Annotated in this window: 16 protein-coding genes; 4 read left to right on the top strand and 12 right to left on the bottom strand. The window is 56.2% G+C overall.

Going from position 1 to position 19,846, the window contains the following annotated elements:
• Positions 1-5: 5 nt before the first annotated feature.
• Together VGE55_RS00370 and VGE55_RS00365 are read left to right on the top strand one after the other, a co-directional pair.
• Positions 6-707: a response regulator transcription factor gene (locus VGE55_RS00370; RefSeq protein ID WP_331129760.1), complete on the top strand. Its 702-nt coding sequence runs from the start codon at positions 6-8 to the stop codon at positions 705-707.
• Positions 704-2,596: a sensor histidine kinase gene (locus VGE55_RS00365; RefSeq protein WP_331129759.1), complete on the top strand. Its 1,893-nt coding sequence runs from the start codon at positions 704-706 to the stop codon at positions 2,594-2,596. Before VGE55_RS00370 ends, VGE55_RS00365 begins: the two co-directional genes overlap by 4 nt.
• Before the next feature lie 13 nt (positions 2,597-2,609).
• Here the strand turns inward: VGE55_RS00365 and VGE55_RS00360 are convergent, their stop codons facing one another.
• The 7 genes from VGE55_RS00360 to VGE55_RS00330 all read right to left on the bottom strand — a co-directional run bounded on the left by VGE55_RS00360 (position 2,610) and on the right by VGE55_RS00330 (position 9,544).
• A complete protein-coding gene (locus tag VGE55_RS00360; protein ID WP_331130103.1) occupies positions 2,610-3,539 on the bottom strand; it encodes a hydroxymethylglutaryl-CoA lyase in 930 nt (309 codons plus the stop codon).
• Complete coding sequence (locus tag VGE55_RS00355; RefSeq protein ID WP_331129758.1) at positions 3,539-5,569, bottom strand: biotin carboxylase N-terminal domain-containing protein; 2,031 nt, start codon at positions 5,567-5,569, stop codon at positions 3,539-3,541. Before VGE55_RS00355 ends, VGE55_RS00360 begins: the two co-directional genes overlap by 1 nt.
• A 38-nt stretch (positions 5,570-5,607) precedes the next feature.
• Positions 5,608-6,171: a dCMP deaminase family protein gene (locus VGE55_RS00350; RefSeq protein ID WP_331129757.1), complete on the bottom strand. Its 564-nt coding sequence runs from the start codon at positions 6,169-6,171 to the stop codon at positions 5,608-5,610.
• A gap of 16 nt (positions 6,172-6,187) precedes the next feature.
• Positions 6,188-6,976, bottom strand: a complete 789-nt coding sequence (locus VGE55_RS00345) for an enoyl-CoA hydratase-related protein (protein ID WP_331129756.1) — start codon at positions 6,974-6,976, stop codon at positions 6,188-6,190.
• Positions 6,977-7,008: 32 nt separating this feature from the next.
• Complete coding sequence (locus tag VGE55_RS00340; RefSeq protein ID WP_331129755.1) at positions 7,009-8,619, bottom strand: carboxyl transferase domain-containing protein; 1,611 nt, start codon at positions 8,617-8,619, stop codon at positions 7,009-7,011.
• A complete protein-coding gene (locus tag VGE55_RS00335) occupies positions 8,619-9,227 on the bottom strand; it encodes a 2-hydroxychromene-2-carboxylate isomerase (RefSeq protein WP_331129754.1) in 609 nt (202 codons plus the stop codon). The genes VGE55_RS00340 and VGE55_RS00335 overlap by 1 nt, the downstream gene beginning before the upstream one ends.
• A gap of 62 nt (positions 9,228-9,289) precedes the next feature.
• On the bottom strand, positions 9,290-9,544 hold the full coding sequence (locus tag VGE55_RS00330; protein ID WP_331129753.1) for a DUF3253 domain-containing protein: 255 nt from the start codon (positions 9,542-9,544) through the stop codon (positions 9,290-9,292).
• 122 nt (positions 9,545-9,666) lie between these two features.
• Between VGE55_RS00330 and VGE55_RS00325 the strand changes: the two genes are divergently transcribed.
• Entirely contained in the window at positions 9,667-10,134 is a 468-nt protein-coding gene (locus tag VGE55_RS00325; RefSeq protein ID WP_331129752.1) for a hypothetical protein, read from the top strand.
• Positions 10,135-10,326: 192 nt separating this feature from the next.
• The gene (locus tag VGE55_RS00320; RefSeq protein WP_331129751.1) at positions 10,327-11,424 is read left to right on the top strand and encodes a Fic family protein; all 1,098 of its coding nucleotides are present in this window, start codon (positions 10,327-10,329) and stop codon (positions 11,422-11,424) included.
• A 111-nt stretch (positions 11,425-11,535) separates the two neighbouring features.
• Here VGE55_RS00320 and VGE55_RS00315 read toward each other — a convergent pair whose 3' ends face one another.
• The 5 genes from VGE55_RS00315 to VGE55_RS00295 form a co-directional block, all read right to left on the bottom strand.
• On the bottom strand, positions 11,536-11,886 hold the full coding sequence (locus VGE55_RS00315) for a hypothetical protein (RefSeq protein ID WP_331129750.1): 351 nt from the start codon (positions 11,884-11,886) through the stop codon (positions 11,536-11,538).
• A 12-nt stretch (positions 11,887-11,898) separates the two neighbouring features.
• On the bottom strand, positions 11,899-12,249 hold the full coding sequence (locus tag VGE55_RS00310) for a hypothetical protein (RefSeq protein ID WP_331129749.1): 351 nt from the start codon (positions 12,247-12,249) through the stop codon (positions 11,899-11,901).
• Between the two features lie 582 nt (positions 12,250-12,831).
• The gene (locus VGE55_RS00305; protein WP_331129748.1) at positions 12,832-13,839 is read right to left on the bottom strand and encodes an RHS repeat-associated core domain-containing protein; all 1,008 of its coding nucleotides are present in this window, start codon (positions 13,837-13,839) and stop codon (positions 12,832-12,834) included.
• 822 nt (positions 13,840-14,661) lie between these two features.
• Positions 14,662-14,931, bottom strand: a complete 270-nt coding sequence (locus VGE55_RS00300; protein ID WP_331129747.1) for a DUF7660 family protein — start codon at positions 14,929-14,931, stop codon at positions 14,662-14,664.
• 2 nt (positions 14,932-14,933) lie between these two features.
• On the bottom strand, positions 14,934-19,820 hold the full coding sequence (locus tag VGE55_RS00295) for an RHS repeat-associated core domain-containing protein (protein ID WP_331129746.1): 4,887 nt from the start codon (positions 19,818-19,820) through the stop codon (positions 14,934-14,936).
• Positions 19,821-19,846: the final 26 nt, after the last annotated feature.

The raw sequence follows: 19,846 nt of genomic DNA, 5'->3' as shown, positions 1-19,846 counted from the left end.
CCTCCATGAGCGACACCCCATCAGCGCACACAGCCGAACGACTGCCAGTCATCCTGATTGAGGACGACCCTGCCACACAAGATCACCTGGCTCGGGTGCTGTCCAGTTCGCCCAGGCTGGAGTTGCTGGGTTGTGCATCCACCGCCAGTGAGGCGTACAGCCTGCTGTTCATGACGGCACCCCGGGTTGCCTTGATTGATTTGGGTTTGCCCGATTTCTCGGGAATCGACATCATCCGCTGGATCAGCAAAAACAAACCCGACATTGAGACCCTGGTCATCACCGCATTCGGCGATGAAGACCACGTGATTCGCAGCCTGGAGGCGGGAGCCAGCGGTTATTTGCTCAAGGATTATTCCTCCGAAGAGCTTGAAAACCACATTCTGGAAGTGGCCCACGGCGGCTCACCCATCAGCCCATTGATTGCCCGCCAACTGCTGTTCCGCCTGCAAAAGCCCGTTCAGCAATCCATCGGGCCTTCAGCACACGTCAGTGAAGCGGCCCGTCACAACCTCATCACCGACCGTGAACTCATGGTCATCCAGCAGGTGTCCAAAGGGTTTACCGTGCAGGAAATCGCCCGGCAAATGGGCATTTCCAACCACACGGTGGCCACGCATGTGAAGCGGATATATAAAAAGCTTCATGTCCACAGCCGTTCCGAGGCGGTTTACGAGGCCTCGCTATTGGGCCTGCTGGACCTGTGACCAAGCCCCACCGCTTTCAGTTCTGGTTTGCCCTTTGGGTCTTGAGTGCAGTGGTGTTGGCCCTGTTGGGCATACTCAAAGCACCGGTGCATGCAGATGGCAACGCCCAGCTTCAGGCGCAAGGTTTCTTGCTCAGTGAGGGCAAGGTTCGCTACACCCGATCCGTGCAGCCTGGCGACCTTGAGTGGACAGCGGATGACGCCAACATCCGCTTGCCCGATGTGTGGAACAACACCCAGCCGAATTTTGAAGGCCAGGCACTGTACAAATTCCGTTTTGATCTCGATCCCGACAAACCAAAACCCGATGCGGTCTTTTTGCCCCGCGTGGTCATGAATGCCCATGTGTACCTGAATGGCAGCAAAATTGGCGGATACGGCCGTGTGACCGGTGAACTGGACCGGTACTGGAATTTCCCGCTGATGTTCCAGTTTCCAACAACCTTGCTCAAGCCCACCGGCAATGTCTTGGTGGTTCAAGTGGCTGGATATAAAAACTACCGTTCAGGCTTGGGGCGTGTTTGGTTGGGCCCCACCGACGCCATCGAACCGCTGTATTGCAGTGCCTACCGCTGGCAAGTGACAGGCTCCATGCTGGCCACCTTGGTGGCCATGGGCAGCGGCCTGTTGCTGGCTTTCTTCTCGCGATATGCCGCCAGCGACCAAGGCCTGTTGTTTCTCGGTCTGGCGGTGATCACATTCGCCTTGCGCAACATTGGATACTTCACAACGTGGGCACCCCTGCCCCAGGTGATGTGGGCAGAGGCTGTGCACTCGCTGCACGCCTGGTTTGTGTGCCTGTACGGTCAATTTCTGCTTCGCTACATCCAACACCCATCCCGCCGATTGCGACAGGCACTGTGGGCCTATGCCGTGTTGGTGACGCTGACCACCTTTGCATTCAGCGGCCGGGACATATTGCAGTTCACTTTGTACATGCTGGCGCCCGTGGTTCCGCTGTTTTTCGTCCTCAACATCATGCTGCTGCGCCATGCATGGATACACCGAGACATGGAGGCCACCTTGCTGGGGGCCAGCTCCATGCTGTTTGTGCTGCTCAGCGTGCGTGACCTGTCCATCATGGTGGACGCGCTGCCAATTGAATCGGTACTGCTGTCCCAGTACACCGGGATTGCCCTGTTCGCCAGTGGCTGCTGGATTCTGCTCAAACGCTTCAGCGTCATGTTCAGGCAGTTGCAGGACGTCAACCAATCCTTGAACTCACAGTTGTCACTGCGGGAACGGCAGCTCATGGATCAATTCATGAAAATTCGCCAGATAGAGCAACAGCGCACCAAAGACGAGGAGCGTCGCCGCATCATGCAGGACATTCACGATGGCGTGGGCTCAAGCCTGGTGTCCGCCCTGAATGAAAATGAAAGTCGCCCCCTGAGTCGCGATGAGATGACCGCCGTGCTGCAGGACTGCCTGGATGACCTGCGTCTGGCCATCGACTCACTGGACCCCCAAAGCGATGACCTGCTGGCCTTGCTGGGCAACTTCCGCTGGCGCTACGAACGACGTCTCAAACTGAGCGGCATTCAATTGCATTGGCGTGTGCAGGACATCCCGAAACTGGAGGGTTACCGTTCCCGGGACTTGTTCGATTTGCTGCGAATTGTTCAGGAAGCATTCGGCAATATTTTGAAACATGCCAAAGCCCATGCCATCGAACTGTCCATTGAACCCATCGACGGGCAGCAGTGCGTGGCGCTGTGCATTCGGGACGATGGCTGTGGGCTGTCCAAAGAACGTATTCAGGAAGGGCGTGGCATGACGCACATGGCCACCAGGGCACGCGCCCTGGGATTGATTTTGGAGCACACGGAAGGCTTGGACGGTCGGGGCTTTGGCCTGCGCATCCAGATTCCGCAACAGCGCCGCTATTGAACAAGCAGCCCGATTACCCCTGCCGACGTGTCCACAACGCCCGGCCAGCCCTGCTGGCATAGGGTCGCCCCAGCACAGTGGTGCTGACCCATTCACCAGCGTCCACCAATGCATTCAGATCGATGCCGGTGTCGTAGCCCATGCCCTGCAACATGTACACCACGTCTTCGGTGGCCACATTGCCAGTTGCACCTTTGGCGTAGGGGCAGCCGCCCAGGCCAGCCACCGAACTGTGAAACGTACGCACACCCACTTGCAGCGCAGCCAGTATATTGGCCAAAGCCTGTCCATAGGTGTCATGGAAATGCCCGGCAATGCGGTCCACCGGCACTGCTTTGGCCACCGCCTCAAACACGGCACGGGTTTGCCCCGCAGTGCCCACGCCGATGGTGTCGGCCACATCAAATTCCTGCACGCCAACATCGGCCAAACGGCGAGCCACATCGGCGGCCCGGTTCACCGGAACATCTCCCTCATAGGGGCAACCCAATGCGCAGGAAATCGAACCCCGCACATGAATGTGATGCTGCCGGGCCAGCTCAATCACCGGCTTGAAACGCTCAATGCTGTCGGCGATGCTGCAGTTGATGTTCTTTTGGGTGAAGGCTTCAGAAGCCGCCGTGAACACCACCACCTCTTGTACGCCGGCCTCAATCGCCGATTCCATGCCCTTCAGGTTGGGCACCAGTGCAGACAGTGATACAGATGCACCGCGCTGACTTTTCAAGCCAGCCAACACATCGGCACCATCGGCCATTTGCGGCACCCACTTGGGCGACACAAAGGCTGCGGCTTCCAACCGGGCAATGCCTGCGGCCAACAAGCGCTGGCACAACTCGACCTTGTGCGCGGTGGCGATGGGTGTTTTTTCATTTTGAAGACCATCGCGTGGGCCCACTTCCACCAGGCTCACCGCTTGAGCCCCTGTTGTCTTCAATGCCATCATTCTTCAAACTCCACCAACTCGGTGCCCTCGGAAACCTGTTCACCCACCTGGTGAACAATGGCTTTGACCACAGCGTCTTTGGGGGCAGTCAGGGTGTGTTCCATTTTCATGGCTTCCAAGCCCACCAAGGCTTGGCCTTTCTTGACCGCATCGCCAGGTTTTACGTGCACTGCAAACACCTTGCCCGGCATGGGTGCGGCCACGCCATGTCCACCATGGCTGTCGTCGGCCCGAATGTGTGCCGGGTTCAGCCACACCAAGGTTTGTTGCAACTCGCCCAAATGAACCTGAAGCTGATCCCGGTGCCAAATCAAATCAAACGGCTGTAAACCCGCCTCGCCGAGTAGTTTTCCCTGTACACGGCGCACATCCCCAACATTCGTCAGGCTCACCTCTTGAGCTTGGTGAACAAGAACACCACCACCCGCCAACTGTGAACGGATGGTGCATGCTCCTGCCGAGAACATCACATGACTTTTGACCACCCAACGGTCTGTATGCTGGGTTTGCCAATGGTCTTGTCGCATCAAGGGTGCGGCAGACGAAAAGCCATCCCGCTGTGCCAAAGGGTCTGCATGTTGCCATGTGGCACCCTGCGCCCAACGTGCCAAACCCGCCAAGGCGCCCAGCACCGCAGGCATGTTCTGGTTGGGCGTATGCGCCGTCGATTCAATGCCCATGCGGTCAATCAAACCTGTGTCATAACCACCCGCCTGAAACTCGGGGTGCAGGCACAACGATTTCAACCACTGCAGATTGTTTTTTACACCCACACAACGCAGCTGCGCCAAGGTTTTGACCATCAGGCTCAAGGCTTGAGCCCGGTCTGCTCCCCACACAATCAGTTTGCCAATCATGGGGTCGTAATGCGGGGTTACCGAGAGGCCCGATGCAATCGCCCCATCCAGCCGGACTGGCTGGCTTCGGTTAAATTCCGCCGCAGGCGGTGTTTCCCACAGCACCACCTCACCAATGGCGGGCAAAAAGCCTTGGTCCGGGTTTTCAGCATACAAACGGGCTTCAAAAGCATGGCCACGGGTTGAAATGTCAGCCTGCGACACAGGCAAGGGCTCACCGGCTGCAATGCGAATTTGCCACTCCACCAAATCGAAACCCGTGATCATCTCGGTCACAGGGTGCTCCACCTGCAGACGGGTGTTCATTTCCATGAAGTAATAATCACCGCGTGCATCCAGCAAAAACTCCACCGTGCCTGCACCCAGGTAGTTCACGGCCCGGGCCACCTGCACAGCGGTCTGGCCAATGGCTTCCCGAAGCGCCTGGCTCAAGCCGTGGGCCGGGGCCTCTTCAATCACTTTCTGGTGGCGGCGCTGGGCTGAGCAATCACGCTCGTACAAGTGCACCACCTGCCCCTGAGAATCGGCAAACACCTGCACTTCAACATGGCGAGGCCGGATAATCTGCTTCTCGAGCATCACGGTGGCATCACCAAACGCATTCTTCGCTTCGCGCTGGCAGCTTTCCAGTGCAGCGGGTAATTCATCTGGCGTGTTCACCACCCGAATGCCCTTGCCACCGCCACCGGCCACCGCCTTGATCATGATGGGATAGCCAATTCGGTCAGCTTCGGCTTGCAAGGTGAGCAAGCATTGGTCAGCACCAAAGTAACCAGGAATCAACGGCACCCCAGCCGGTTGCACGCAGGCCTTGGCTTCGCTTTTGCTGCCCATCACGCGAATGGCTTCCACGCCCGGGCCAATAAACACGATGCCCGCGTCGGCGCAAGCTTGGGCAAACGCCGCGTTTTCTGACAAAAAACCATAGCCCGGGTGAATGGCTTGCGCACCCGCGGCCTTGGCCGCGGCCAAAATATTGGCAATGTTCAAATAACTGTCGCTGGCGGCTGCCGGGCCGATGCACACCGCTTCATTGCACTCCCGCACATGCAAGGCCTGCGCATCAGCCTCGGAATACACCGCCACGGTGGCAATGCCCATGGATCGCGCAGTGCGGTTGATGCGGCGGGCAATTTCGCCGCGGTTGGCGATCAGTATTTTTTGAAACATGGCAATTCAGGTCAGTGGTGTTGTGGGGTCAACAAAGCTCAGTCTTCAAGCGACTTTTGCGCACGCAGCGTGGTGACTGCCCAGCGGGCTGCCGGGTCATCAAAATTCTTGATGTGCACCACATCCAGTTTGGACATGATCTTGTCGTACTCTTTTTGTTTGGCTTCGCTCATTTGCGGATCCACATCGGTGGGTATCCACGGGTGCAGGTAAAACACCTTGGAAATTTTGGCCTGCACCAGCTCTTTGGCACAGCCAAAGCACGGCTGCATGGTGGTGTAGATGTGTGCCCCTTCCACCGAAATACCGAAGCGGGCTGCCACCAGCAATGCGTTTTGTTCGGCATGCACGCAAATGCACAGGTCGTAGCCCGTGCCCGACTGAAACCGTCCACCCGGGTTGCTGCACCGCAGGCAACCACCGTCCAGGCAATTCTTCATGCCCTCGGGCACGCCGTTGTACCCGGTGGCAATCACGCGGTTGTTTTTCACAATCACCGCCGCCACCCGGTTGCCCGTGCAGTTGGCCTTGCGGCGCACCGCCAGGGCAATGCCCATGTAATAGTCGTCGCTTTCGGGTGGGCGGTCGGGGTCGAGTTTCATGGCTGGGGTGTCCGGTTCATTGAGCCCAAACGGGCTTGCGCTTCTGCATGAACGCCATCATACCCTCGGCCGCCTCGCTGCTGCTGCGCACCTTCACCAGGCGCATGGCCACGTCGTGGTGGGTGTCGTCGCTGGTGATGTCCATGCGGCTCACATCGCGCACCAGCTTTTTACATTCCGCCATGGCCAATGGCGCACAGCTGTCCAGCTCGGCCAAAATGGCATCCACCTTGGCGTCGAGTTCCGAAGGCTCGCACAGTTCATGCACCATGCCCATGGCATGGGCCTGCTCGGCCGTGAAGGTTTCGCCGGTGATGAAGTAGCGCCGCGCCGCCTGCACACCCATGGCCTGCACCACATAGGGGCTGATGGTGGCGGGTATCAAACCGCGCTTCACCTCGGGCAGGCCGAACTTCACATTGCGACTGGCCACGAGAATGTCGCTGGCTGACACCAGTCCGGTTGCACCCGCAAAGCACAGGCCATGCACCCGGGCCACCACAGGCTTGGGGCATTCTGCAATGGTGCGAAACAAACTGCTCAAAGTCAGCCCGCTTTGCTGGTTGGCGGCTTGTTGTTGGGCCTGCTGCATCATGTAGGCCAGGTCGGCGCCTGAGCAAAAGGCATCGCCCGCACCGGCCAACACAATGGCTCGGGTGTTGTCGTCGGCACCCAAGCGGCGAAAGGCTTCCACCAGGGCTTCAATCATCTCGCCATTCATGGCGTTTTTTACCTCGGGGCGGTTCAGCGTTAGCCAAACCGATTTGCCCCGGCGCTCCTCCAGCACTGCGGCGGTGTTGCTCATGCCTTGTCTCCGTATTTGGTTGTATGCCAGGGTTACATCCGATACACGCCAAAGCGTGTTTCGGGAATGTCCGCGTTCAAGCTGGCCGATATCGCCATGCCCAAAATGCGCCGTGTATCGGCCGGGTCGATCAAGCCGTCGTCCCACAGACGGGCTGTGGCGTAATACGGCTGGCTTTGCTCATCAAACTGTTTCAGGGTGGGCGCTTTAAAAGCGGCTTCTTCTTCGGCACTCCAGCTTCCACCTTTGCCTTCTATCTGGTTGCGCTTGACGGTGGCAAGCACGCCAGCGGCCTGTTCACCACCCATCACGCTGATGCGGGCATTGGGCCACATCCACATAAAGCGTGGGCTGTAAGCCCGGCCGCACATGCCGTAGTTGCCCGCGCCAAACGAGCCGCCAATCACCACCGTGAACTTGGGCACTTTGGCACAGGCCACCGCCATCACCATTTTGGCGCCATGGCGGGCAATGCCCTCGTTTTCCACCTTTTTACCCACCATAAAGCCGGTGATGTTTTGCAAAAACACGAGGGGAATTTTGCGTTGGCAACACAGCTCGATAAAATGCGCGCCTTTTTGGGCCGACTCGGAAAACAAAATGCCGTTGTTGGCCACAATGCCCACCGGCATGCCATACAGGCGCGCAAAGCCACACACCAGCGTGGTACCAAAACGGGCCTTGAATTCATCGAACTCACTGCCGTCCACGATGCGGGCAATGATGTCGCGCACATCAAAGGGCTTTTTGGTGTCGGTGGGCACAATGCCGTAAATTTCTTCGGCACTGTACAAGGGCTCACGGGGCTCGGTGATGGCCCAAGGCAAACGCTTTTCAGGGCGGCCCAGGTTGGCCACAATGCGGCGGGCAATCTCCAGCGCATGCTGGTCGTTTTCGGCCAAGTGGTCTGCCACGCCCGACAACCGGGTGTGCACATCGGCACCGCCCAACTCTTCGGCGCTCACCTTCTCGCCAGTGGCGGCTTGCACCAAGGGGGGGCCACCCAAAAAAATCGTGGCCTGGTTTTTCACAATGATGGCCTCGTCGCTCATGGCGGGCACATAAGCCCCACCGGCCGTGCAACTGCCCATGACCACCGCAATTTGCGCAATGCCCTGCGCACTCATGTTGGCCTGGTTGAAGAAGATGCGGCCAAAGTGATCACGGTCGGGAAACACTTCGTCCTGATTGGGCAGGTTGGCCCCGCCCGAGTCCACCAAGTAAATGCACGGCAGGTTGTTCTCGGCGGCCACCTCTTGCGCACGCAGGTGTTTTTTCACGCTCAATGGGTAGTACGTGCCGCCTTTCACCGTGGCGTCGTTGCACACAATCATGCAGTCCACGCCACTTACCCGGCCTATGCCTGCAATGGCACCAGCACCCGGTGCTGCATTGTCGTACATGCCCCAGGCGGCCAAGGGTGCCAGTTCCAGAAAGGGCGAGCCGGGGTCGAGCAAACCGGCCACGCGTTCACGGGGCAGTAGCTTGCCGCGCGCGGTGTGGCGTTCGCAAGCCTGCGCACCACCACCTTGGGCCACCAAGGCGAGGCGGTCGCGCAACTCTTGCACCAGCCCGCGCATGGTCGCCTCGTTGTCGGCAAAGCCAGGGCGGTTGCGCACATTGTTGTGGTCGAGCACAGCCATTAGAACGGCCCCTCCACCACCCACTTGCGCAACTGGTCCAAGCGGTCCTGGCCCCAAAACGCCTCACCATCCACCACAAAATACGGAGCGCCAAACATGCCCACCTCCACCGACTCCTGCACAGCGGCTTTCATCTGTTCCTTGATGGTTTCATCGTTGTTGGCGGCTGCCAGCGCTGCGCCATCCAGGCCCATGCCGTCGGCCACCGCCTTCACGCCTTCCTCAGAAGTGATGTCACTGCCCGTCACAAAGTAGGCCCGGTACAGGGCGCGCACAAAGTCGCCCACCTTCTCGGGTTGGGTGGCCTTCAACTTGAGAATGGCGCGGGAGGCGGCCGTCGCGTTGATGGGAAACTGCTTGGGCCAGTTCAACTCCAGCCCATAAAAACGGGCTGTGCGGGGAAAGTCCTTGATGGAATATTTGCCCTTGGCTGGGTTCATCATGGGGGCGGAGTTGCCTGTGCTTTTGAACACAAAACCCAGCAGGGTGGGTTTGTAATTCACCGTGCGGTTACCAGCCTGTGCAATGGCCTCAATTTGCTCGGCAGCCACATAGCTGTACGGGCTGGTGAGGTCGAAATAAAAATCAATCGTTTGTTTGGTTGTCATGGTGGAAATGGCCCCCCAATTGCGATTCAACGATTCTAACGGAGAATTGGGCACAAACCACTTCAGTCCGGCAGCCTGAATCGAATCGCACCGTGCCAAGGCTTCGTCGGGTCAAGCGTCGCGTCTTTCTGCGTCACCCGCAAGCGCCCTTCCTGCGCCAGTTGCCGCCCTGCTTGGCGCACCGGCTCCATCCAACTTCGCCAATCGGCCCCACCCACCTGCCGAGCCACCTCCGAGGGGCAAATGCTGGCCCCCGCCCGGCGCTGGGCCAGCAGGGTCAAAATCGCATTCGGTAAGTCGATATCTGCTGAGTTCACACCACGCCTACCACTTTGTGATTAAGAATTTGGCCGATGGACAGGGTTGGCCTGGGCCTTTATAACGAAAGGGTATCACTCGCTGTGATGACACACGATTTTCAATACCCCGGGAGGTCACCATGTTCCACTGTTACTTGGATTGCAAAACCTTGGTGCGTGCTGCACTGCTCACGACTGCATTGTGCGGCATTCAAGCACAAGCGGGCGTTCAAGAACCAGTTAGCCTGGGCACCAGCCTGCTGAACCTGCCGCAGGTGGCCAGACCAGCGGACGACTTTTTGCGGGGCGACGGACTGGATGGCGTGGACACCCTGCGGGACCTGAAACGTGCCGAAGGTCCCTTTCCGTTTGGCAAAGCACTGCTGACGATTGGGCAAACCCAGTTTTTGGGGTTAATCCCCGACCTGAACAGTTTTGAAGTGAGCACGCTGGAGACGCCGCTGGGCGGCGACTTCCCCGTGGACCAGGAGACGCCCGTGGGCTTTAAGCGGGACAAATTCAACCAGTTTGACCGGCCTTTACTGCGCATGCACAGCACGCCGCCGGGCAGCCGATCACGTGCTGCGCTGGGAGAGTGGGTTTATTGAGGTCAGACTAATTTCTGGAATTCGAGACTAGGTTGCATACAAGTATCGGGGCATATAAAAGCCGATTTATCTATATGGATCGACCACAACATGTATAGATAATTAGATTTTTTATACATTGGGAGGCGTTTAAGTATAAAATCTTTCAAAATTTATGCTTTTATGCCGCCCCTCTTGTGGATCGTATCGCTCATGTCTGAATACAACATTCCGAAACTTCCGCTGACAGGCATGAGCAACGTGGAAACCAAAGCTGTGCTCAAAAAAACAGCTGAGGCGCATCGTTATCTGGCGGAGTTGAAAGGCGTGGCGGCAACCATCCCCAACGAAGCAATTCTGATCAATACCTTGGCTTTACAAGAAGCCAAGGGTAGCTCGGAAATCGAGAACATCGTCACAACACACGACGAACTGTACAAAGCCGATCTCGACGTAGAAACCATCACCTCTGTTGCGGCAAAAGAAGTTCAGAACTATGCCCACGCCCTGAAACAAGGGTTTAACGCGGTTCGTAAAACCGGATTGATTCGCCTAAACGACATCCTGACCGTTCAAGAGGAACTGGAGAGAAACAAAGCTGGCTTAAGGCGATTGCCTGGTACATCCCTGAAAAACGCGATGACTCAAGAGGTTGTATACACCCCACCTCAGCACGCCGATGAGATTGAAAACCTTATGGAAAATTTGGTGAAGTACATCAATGACGACTCACTGTGCGATGCAGATCCACTGATCAAAATGGCCATCATTCATCACCAGTTTGAAAGCATTCACCCATTTTACGACGGAAATGGTAGAACCGGCCGAATACTCAATCTCTTGTACTTGGTCGCAAAAAACCTGTTGAACCTGCCGGTTCTCTATCTCAGCCGCCACTTCATTAACAACAAAACGGCCTACTACCAGCAACTGCAAGGCGTTCGGGACACAGGGGACTGGGAGCCATGGGTCTTGTACATGCTCGATGCGTTGATCAAAACATCGCAGCACACGATCATGCTGATACAGGCCATGAGGGACTTGATGGCGGAATACAAACACCGAATGCGCACAGAATTACCGAAAATATATCGACAGGAACTGCTGAACAATTTATTCAACCATCCGTATACGCGAATTGAATTTGTGATGGATGATCTTAATGTGACGCGGATTACAGCCACCAAATATCTTGATCAATTGGTTACGCATGGTTTTTTGATGAAAGAAAAATTTGGCAGAAACAGTTATTACATCAATCAACCGCTTGTGCGCTTGCTGAGTGAAACTTTGCCCGAAGCGTTGGGCTGAAAGCCTCTAAAACCTTTGGCAGCACCAGCCAAGCAGTAAGTGCCAACGCCGGGTAATGGATCATTCGCTGGAGGAGTCGGTTTATTGAGGGGACTAGGGCGTCCTCTCCCTTTAAATAGGAAGAACAGGTTCGAGCTTCCCCGCCAAACTGCCAATGGCAAAGATAACCCACAACACCCAGAAATATTGCAGGGGTACCCCACAGCAACTGTGACGCGCAACTTGCTTGATCACTCGATTGGTTTCCAAGTCACGCAGTTGCCTGGGCGGCTCGGAATTGAGCATACAACCCACTTTCCAAGTGACGACTGCCGCCAAAGCACAGATCAGCGCGGTTGACCAATTCGGCGGAATTGGGTAACCAAAGTGCGCTGAAACAAGACACAGCAAGAAAACGACAGGTACGGTGAATATCCCCATGGTGAGACCTAGAAAGCCATAGCCCGACCAGAAAATCAGCATGACACCCCCCAGTTATACAGGCGACTGGGCTGACAACTGCGCGAACAACAGCAGCGCAGTGACGACCAACCAAAACACCGACCAATATTCCATCTTGATAAAAAACAGGGAATGTTTGGCTTTCACTTCAGTGATTTCACCCGTGGATTCGTCTTGATAACGACGTGGTGGTTTGGTGTTGAAATACCGGCCCACAAACCATGTCATCGTCATGCAGACCAGCGACCATGCAACAACCAATGCTTGAAATGGCAGCAGCACCCCCACTGCACTCACCGCGGTTTGAAATGTGGACAAAGCGATGAAGGCAACAATGGGTACTAGTAATGTGAGAAACCCAAAACCTGACCAGATAAAAATCATGACTTAGCGCTCAAAGGATAAACCACTAAGTGCTACCAGCAATGTAAAAAGTTCGAGACTTGAAGGCGAGGCTTTCTGACCACAAGAAGACCTTTGTGCAGCATGCACTGCCGAGAAAACCGCCATAAGTATGCTGTGGCTGAAGGATTTTTCAACAGCTCAAGAGGGGGAGAGTTAGGCGCAGACAATCGTTCATCAAAAGTTTAAGAGTACTCATTTCGGTCTGAGCATACGATACAGATAATGATTAGCAGGGGAAAGCGATGATCAAGACCTAAATCAACTAACTTAACTCACTCCATATGAAGTCCACTCGTTTTGCAATTTCCTGATTTAGGTTAACTCTTTCATCAGCAGAATCTCGCCAAACATGGAAATTGGCTAAACCACCATGTGGCCAATACATTGATTTATGGATTTCCTTTAATGATCGGAGGCCTTCCTCTTGCATGACGATACCATGCTGCATATCGTTAATCACGACACAGCATTCTCGAATTTTCTGCGCAAGATAACGCTCACCTTCTGACTGAAGTAAGGTCAAAAGATACTCAAATGAGTCTCTAAGATGGTTAAATGATTTCATTTCAATGGCAATTCGGAGATAACTTCCACCCCAGGAATAGACCAAGGTTTAGAGATAAACGTTTGCATCATTTCTTGACCACCAGCATACACACCCCCCTGATAACCGACCGGACCTTCGAACACAGTCGTTCCTTTGGGAATCTTGATCGCATAGACTGCATCAACTGGTGATCGCCCCTGGAGAACCAAGGTATTTGGATCTATCCATTGTGGCTTAACCGCATTGTCAATCCGGACTTTTGCAACTGATTCTGGAGGGGTTGTATTAAACCATTGCCCCAATGCATTTTTACCCCCACCACCTTTCCCTCCACGGTAATAGATTTTGTCTTCCGATAATACTGTTGCGTTGTACTTACCTGAAGAGAAATTACCTGCTGGCTGACCTGGGAGTTCAGCAAGGGGACCAGGTCTCTCCACCATGTTGTATGCGTACTCCTTACAGGTCAACCCCCACGGATCCACCCACGTCACCGGGTTTGGCACGTACTGGTACACATTCAACCCACCCGCCAATCCAATCGGGTCTTGGGTGGTGAACTGTCCACTCTCGGGGTCGTAGTAGCGGTTCAGGTTGTAGTGTAAGCCGCTTTCTTGGTCCCAATACTGACCTTGAAACCGCAGTTTGCAGGCGGCTGGGTTCTGTTCTTCAGCAGCATCGTCCTTCAACGCCAACCCACCATAGCTTCGGTAGCGGGCTTTCCACACCCACTGGCCTTGGCTGTTGCTCAGTTCACGGGGGGTGCCCAGGTGGTCGGTGTGGATGTGCTGCACTTGCCCATCGCGCACTTGGGCAACGGGTTCAAAGCTTCCGGGCTTGAACACATACTGGGTGCTGTGGCTGTGCTCGCTGCCCTCTTCCACCCGGGTTTCTTCTTCGCTCAGCAGTGTGGGGCCATGCCAGTAAAACTGTACATGGCTGCGTTGGCCGTTTTCCCACTGCACGGTTTTGCTGGCGCGGCGGCCCAGTGGGTCGTAGGTGTAGTGTGAGGTGCATTGCACATGCTTTGAGCACGTCGTACTGCTATGCCCGTTGGCGGCCTTGGTGCCTTAAGCGGTTGCCCTTCTCTTGACAGCTATCCGCCGCGGGCGGGCGGATGAGGTCTTACTCAATCATTTCAATTTTCTCAATATCTTTCCAATCCGGTATACGACCAAGTGATCGCATATGCTTATCAAATGTCGTTCCCGCCTGATCGGAAACAGGTTGGTTTTAAAGCCATAGAGAATCACACTCGAAGCACATCAAAAAGTAATGCTCGGGCATAGTTTTAAGCCGAACGCGCCAAACAGCATCTTGCTCACAGAAGGGGCAGAGTTTCATTTTGGGAAAGCTGTAATAACTTGAGTTGTTGCATCGCGGACCACGCTTCATCAGCCAATACAATCATTTGAGTACGATTCACGTTAAAAATTGAGTGAACCGGTGTCGACGGATCGGAAACCGTGTGCTCCAGTACATGCAACACTCGATTTCCCTGCGCAGAGCCTTGGCTGTTGCTCAGTTCACAGGGTGAACCCAGGTGGTCGGCGGGTATATGCTGCATCTGCATAACATGCACTTAGACCACTGACTCAAAGCCGCCGGGTAGCCGATCAAGCGCTGCGTTGAGGGAGTAGGGGCATTGGAATATCAGAGCAAAGGGGGATCTTCAAATATGAACAATCGGTTCGAGACGCTCCTCCAAACTGCCGATACCGAACAGAACCACTTTGCGATCAGCCTTGGTTAATTAGACCAAGAAACTGGGTGCCTGCCGCTGACTCTTCGATTCGAGGTTGGCCTGCCATGTACGATAGTCACTGCGATTCATGACCAGCGGGTCATCCACCATACACAGTAGCAGCCAAGAGCATCTCTGCTGCCATACGCCATGTGATGCGTTCGACATCGACCACTTCACCCATATTTTTATAGTATCCCGCTATATCATTGGTAAAGCCCGAGAGCCCGCCCAAGAACTGTTCGAGCGTTTTGTTGCCCCATTGATTATGCTGCTCTTGATAATCTTGAATAAGATACTCAACGAACTTGACATAGTCTTCTCGTGAAGCCACCGTCTTGGCGTAATCGAATAAATTGTCACCGATCATTTCTATCTCCCTTTACGAATGGTTATAGAAGTTCCATCGTTCATCGTACTGAACTTGAACAACTCACGTTTCGGAATTGTGTCGAGCTTCTGATATGGAATGTCGATACCAGCCCGTTCAAAGCCGTAAAGTCGTCGGTTATCCAGTGTAAAAATTTTTCCATCCCGCTGGACGATGCGAACAGGATCAATAGCAGCCGGATTAATCTCGCCAACACGCAAATCTTGAATGAAGTCGTCCACCGTTCCATACGGCGGCTTGAACGCCGCCGCTACACTGTCTTGGCTGTATCGGATAGTTCTAGGATCAATCATCCCCGTTTTTGGAAGCTCAGCAAACTCGGCTGGTGTTAGATAGCTGGGCCTTACACCACCAGTTCCATAGCTCTCTTTACTACTCAACCCCCACGGATCCACCCATGTCAACGGGTTCGGCGCGTACTGGTACACATTCAATCCACCCGCCAAGCCTATCGGGTCTTGCGTGGTGAACTGTCCATTCTCGGGGTCGTAGTAGCGGTTCAGGTTGTAGTGTAAGCCGCTTTCTTCGTCCCAATACTGGCCTTGAAACCGCAGTTTGCAAGCGGCTGGGTTCTGTTCTTCAACAGCATCGTCCTTCAACGCCAACGCACCATAGCTTCGGTAGCGGGCTTTCCACACCCACTGGCCTTGGCTGTTGCTCAGTTCACGGGGGGTGCCCAGGTGGTCGGTGTGGATGTGCTGCACCTGCCCATCGCACACTTGGGCAACGGGTTCAAAGCTTCCGGGCTTGAACACATACTGGGTGCTGTGGCTGTGCTCGCTGCCCTCTTCCACCCGGGTTTCTTCTTCGCTCAGCAGTGTGGGGCCATGCCAGTAAAACTGCACATGGCTGCGTTGGCCGTTTTCCCACTGCACGGTTTTGCTGGCGCGGCGGCCCAGTGGGTCGTAGGTGTAGTGTGAGGTGCATTGCACTGTGCCTTGCTGGCGGCGTTCCATGCCCACCAGTTGGCGGTGCAGGTTGTACTGGTAATCAAACTCCTCAGAACCCCGGGCCTCAAACACCCGGTTGCCCTGTGCATCGTACCGGTAGGCCCGTTGGCGGCCTTGGTGCTTCAAGCGGTTGCCCTGCACTTGCCGCGCCCTCAGTGCATTGGGGCTGTTGGGCGGTGGCAGTGCATCTTGAGCCACCGCTTGCTGCGCTTCTTCCCCATGCAGGTGTTCCAGCAGGTTGCTGGCGGGGTCGAATAAAAATGCTTCGGGCGTGGGGCCTTCCACACTGCGCAGGCGGTGAAGTGCATCGTAGTTGTACCGCGCGGCCCAGCGCTGCCCGCTGTGGGTTTCGTCCACCCCCACCAGTTGGTTCAGGTTGTTGTAGTTGTATCGGCGACTACTCAGCAAACCACTGTCAGGCTCACCGCTTGAGCCTGATGACAACAAATCATTGGAAGCACCAACTGCCCTGCGCCGGGTGTTGATGGCTTGCAAGCGGCCTTGCACATCGTACTGCCGTTGGGTTTGCAAGCTGTTGGACAATTGCCGCAGTGTTTCGCGGCCCAATTCGTCGTGGCCAAACTGGGTGAGCAGTTCTTCACCCCAGTGCAGTTCACTCACTTGCCCCAAGGGGTTGTAAGCCAACTGCAGGCTGTGGGTTGCCTGGCCTTTCAGGCCCCATTGCATGTGCTTCAGCCATCCAGCTGCGTTGTACTGGGCTTGGGTTTCAAACTCGCCCTGTGGACTGCGCTGGGTGCTGTGCACCACGCGGCCCAGTGCATCGTATTGCCAACTTAAACGGCGGTGCGCATTGGTGGCGCTCAGTAATTCACCGTGCAGGCCAAGGTCAAACTCGGTGACGTCCTGCACCAGCACATCGCCCTGTGCATTGCGCTGCTGCAGCACTTTGCGGCGCAGTTGGCCCAAGGCATCGCGCTCGTACAGGGTGTGCAGCACCAGGCCATCGCCGAGGTTTTCTTCGCTGTGGGTGAGCAAACCGGCTTTGCTGTAGTGGTGGCGGGTTTGGCGGCCATCAAACCCGGTTTCGCTCACCAACCTTTCGCACAAGTCGTATTCAAACTGGTGGGTTTGGCCATTTTCATTCACCAAGGCCACCAGGTTGCGTTCGCTGTCGTACTGGTAGTTCAGCACTTGCCCCAGGGCGTTGATGCGCCGTGTGGGCTGGCCTAAGCGGTGGGTGTATTCGTAGGTGGTGGCGTTGCCTTGCGGGTCGAGCAGGGTTTCAATCTGCCCCAAGGGGCTGTAGCTGAATTGTCGCGCAGGCCCGCCGGGGGCCTCAATGCGGGTGCATTGGCCAGCCAGGTCGTAGGCATAGTGGGTGGTTTGGCCCAGGGGCTGAACAATGCTGGTGAGCTGCCCCCACGCATTGTAGCGGTACAGCTGGCGGGCCCCGTTGGGCAGCACCACGGCCTGCAATTGGCCGTCGCTGTCGTACACCCAGCGGGTGGTGTGGCCCAGCGGGTTGGTGGCTTGCACGGGCAGGCCTTGGGCATTGTGGTCCATGCTGAGCACGGTGCCGTCGGGCCTTTCAACGCGCGTTACTTGCCCGTGCGCGTTGTATTGGTATCGGTGGGTGTGGCCTGCACAATCGGTTTCTGCCATGGCCAGGCCGTCGGCGCTGCGTTCCCAGCGGTGCACCTGCCCCAAGGCGTTGGTGTGGGCCACCAAGTGGCCGCGGCTGTTGTAGTGCCACTGTTGCAAGGCGCCATCGGCATTGATGTGTTCCAGTAACTCACCGTGTGCGCCATAGCGCCAGCGTTGCACACCGCCTTCAGGGTCGCGCTCGTACACCAACTGGCCGCGTTCATTAAAGCGGCAAGCAGTGCGGCCACTCCGGCTGTCGATGGACACATTGCTGCCGTCCTCGGTGTTCCACTCGTAGCAATAGGTGTAGGTGGGTTGGCCTTCAACCGCATCGCCCCACTGGCTGGTGCAGCGGTGGTGGGTTTCGCCAGGCAGTTGTATCCAGTCGAAGTGAATGCTGTAGCCGCTTTTGAGGGTGCGTTGCACCAAGCGGTGCTGTTGGTAGCGGTAGTGTTCTTCGTGGCCGTTGGGGTCGCGGGCGCACAGCAAGTCGCCATCGGGGCCATGGGTGTATTGCGCCAGGGTGCGTTCATTCAAACCCGCATGGGCATGGTCAGCGCGCGGCAGTTGGGCAATGCGTGTGATGCGCCCTTGGTCATCGGTGTTGAAAGCCCACCGCCACGGCCCTTCCTGCAACATGACCAAGTGTCCATCGGCATTGCGCAACACCTGCAACACTTGACCAAAGGCGTTTTCAATGCCCGTTAGTTGTGCCGTGCTGGTGTTGGAAGAATGGACCTCAAAGTGCAAGGTGTTGCCCGTGCCCTCAGCCGGAGAGAGTGTGTAGCGGTTGGCAGCACGCCGCGCCAAGGTGATGCGTTCAGCGGTGTTGACACAACGCCCACCGATTTCAATGGCACCAAAGGGAATGCGGCGGCCTTCGTCGTCGTGCCAAACAATGTCATTGGGGCCAATGCGCAGCTGGTGGCCCAGCGGGTGAAACCACCCTGCACCCAACTCGCTGCCATCGCCAGCCTCAGCCAAGCTGCTGCGGTAGGTTCGCAGCCAAGTTAACGGAATGAGGCCGGGCCATTGCGCATCGCTGAGTTGAAGCAACTCCTCTCCGTTGATGAGGCTGATCGGTTCGCCGGTGGTTTTGGTGTCTTTAACTTTTGGGGTGTTGGCCCCTTCGGCTTTGGTGGTGGCTGCGGCTGCATCGGCTGTTTCATGGGCTGCTCCCCGCGCAGTTTCCCGGCTAGCCAGGCGCTCGGCCTTCCCTGCTGAACGGGCGGCAGCATCGGCAGTTTCAGCAGCCACTTTGGCCTCCGACTTGTATCGGGCAAAGCGGGCCAAATGTTCCAGCAACAAGCGCGAGAATGGGCCAACACGCTCGGCAATGCGCACCGCTGTTACAGCCAGGCTGCCACCCAAAGTGGCCAATGCAATGAATACCTCAATGCCAATGTTGACCACCAACTCGGTGGTGCCCCGCACATAGGCCAAATGGCCTGTGCTTTCTTTGTAGCCGTCAAAAAAGGCGCGCACTGCGCTGTAAATGGTGGCGTCGCCCATGCACAGCATGAACAAACGCGCGCCCTCTTGAACAACAGCGGATAGTTGCTCCTTGGTCTTGTAAAGGCCCATGCCCATGTCGGCCAGTTGCTTTCGAGCTTCTTCAAACTGGCCTTGGCTCAACTTGTAAAGCACTTCCCATTCAAAGATGACGGCCTTGCCCCACAGTTTCACCGGGATCCAGACCATCTGAAACAGGCCTTCAGCAAACCCCCAGACTGCGCTGCCCGTGCCTTGTGCCAGGGCACCTGCCTCTTGCAACAGTTGTCGAACGCGGCTTTGGCTTTGAAACTCGAGGTTGGCCAGGTCCGCCGTTTTCCAACGGGCCAGCAGGATATTGGCCATTTCACAGACGGCACCATGGCGCTCACGGTCTTCTGGCGAAGCAGCCATGGACTGCAGCTTCGACAAGCTGGCCCAATAGGGGCTGTCGGGGTTTCGCAATCGTAAAAATGTGGCGGGCTCCAGCGGCAGCTTGAGCACCACCAACTGGCCAGCAAACAAGGCTGCGCGTGTTTCTTCGGCGTGGTCCATCCACCAGCGGCCATGCTCATGCCCTTTCGGCAGCAAACCAAAATGACGAAGCGCCTCGCAATCCACCGAGGTACCCGACCCTGGCTTCATCAAGCCGAAGTGCAGCAGTTGGTCCAGCTCGCTGTCGGTGGTGGATTGGCGGTGCAGCACCAGCCAGGGGGTAAGCTGGGTTTTGGGATCCATGAACAGCCACAGGTTGCCCCGGAATTCGTAGCCCAAAGCCGGTTTAACAGCTTGACCAAATACCGGATACAGCGTGGTGAACATAAAAGCCTTCTCAGTCGCAGGGGACC

Source organism: Limnobacter sp. (genome assembly GCF_036405155.1).
Classification (GTDB): Bacteria; Pseudomonadota; Gammaproteobacteria; order Burkholderiales; family Burkholderiaceae_B; genus Limnobacter.
This window is presented reverse-complemented; position numbering and strand designations above follow the sequence as displayed.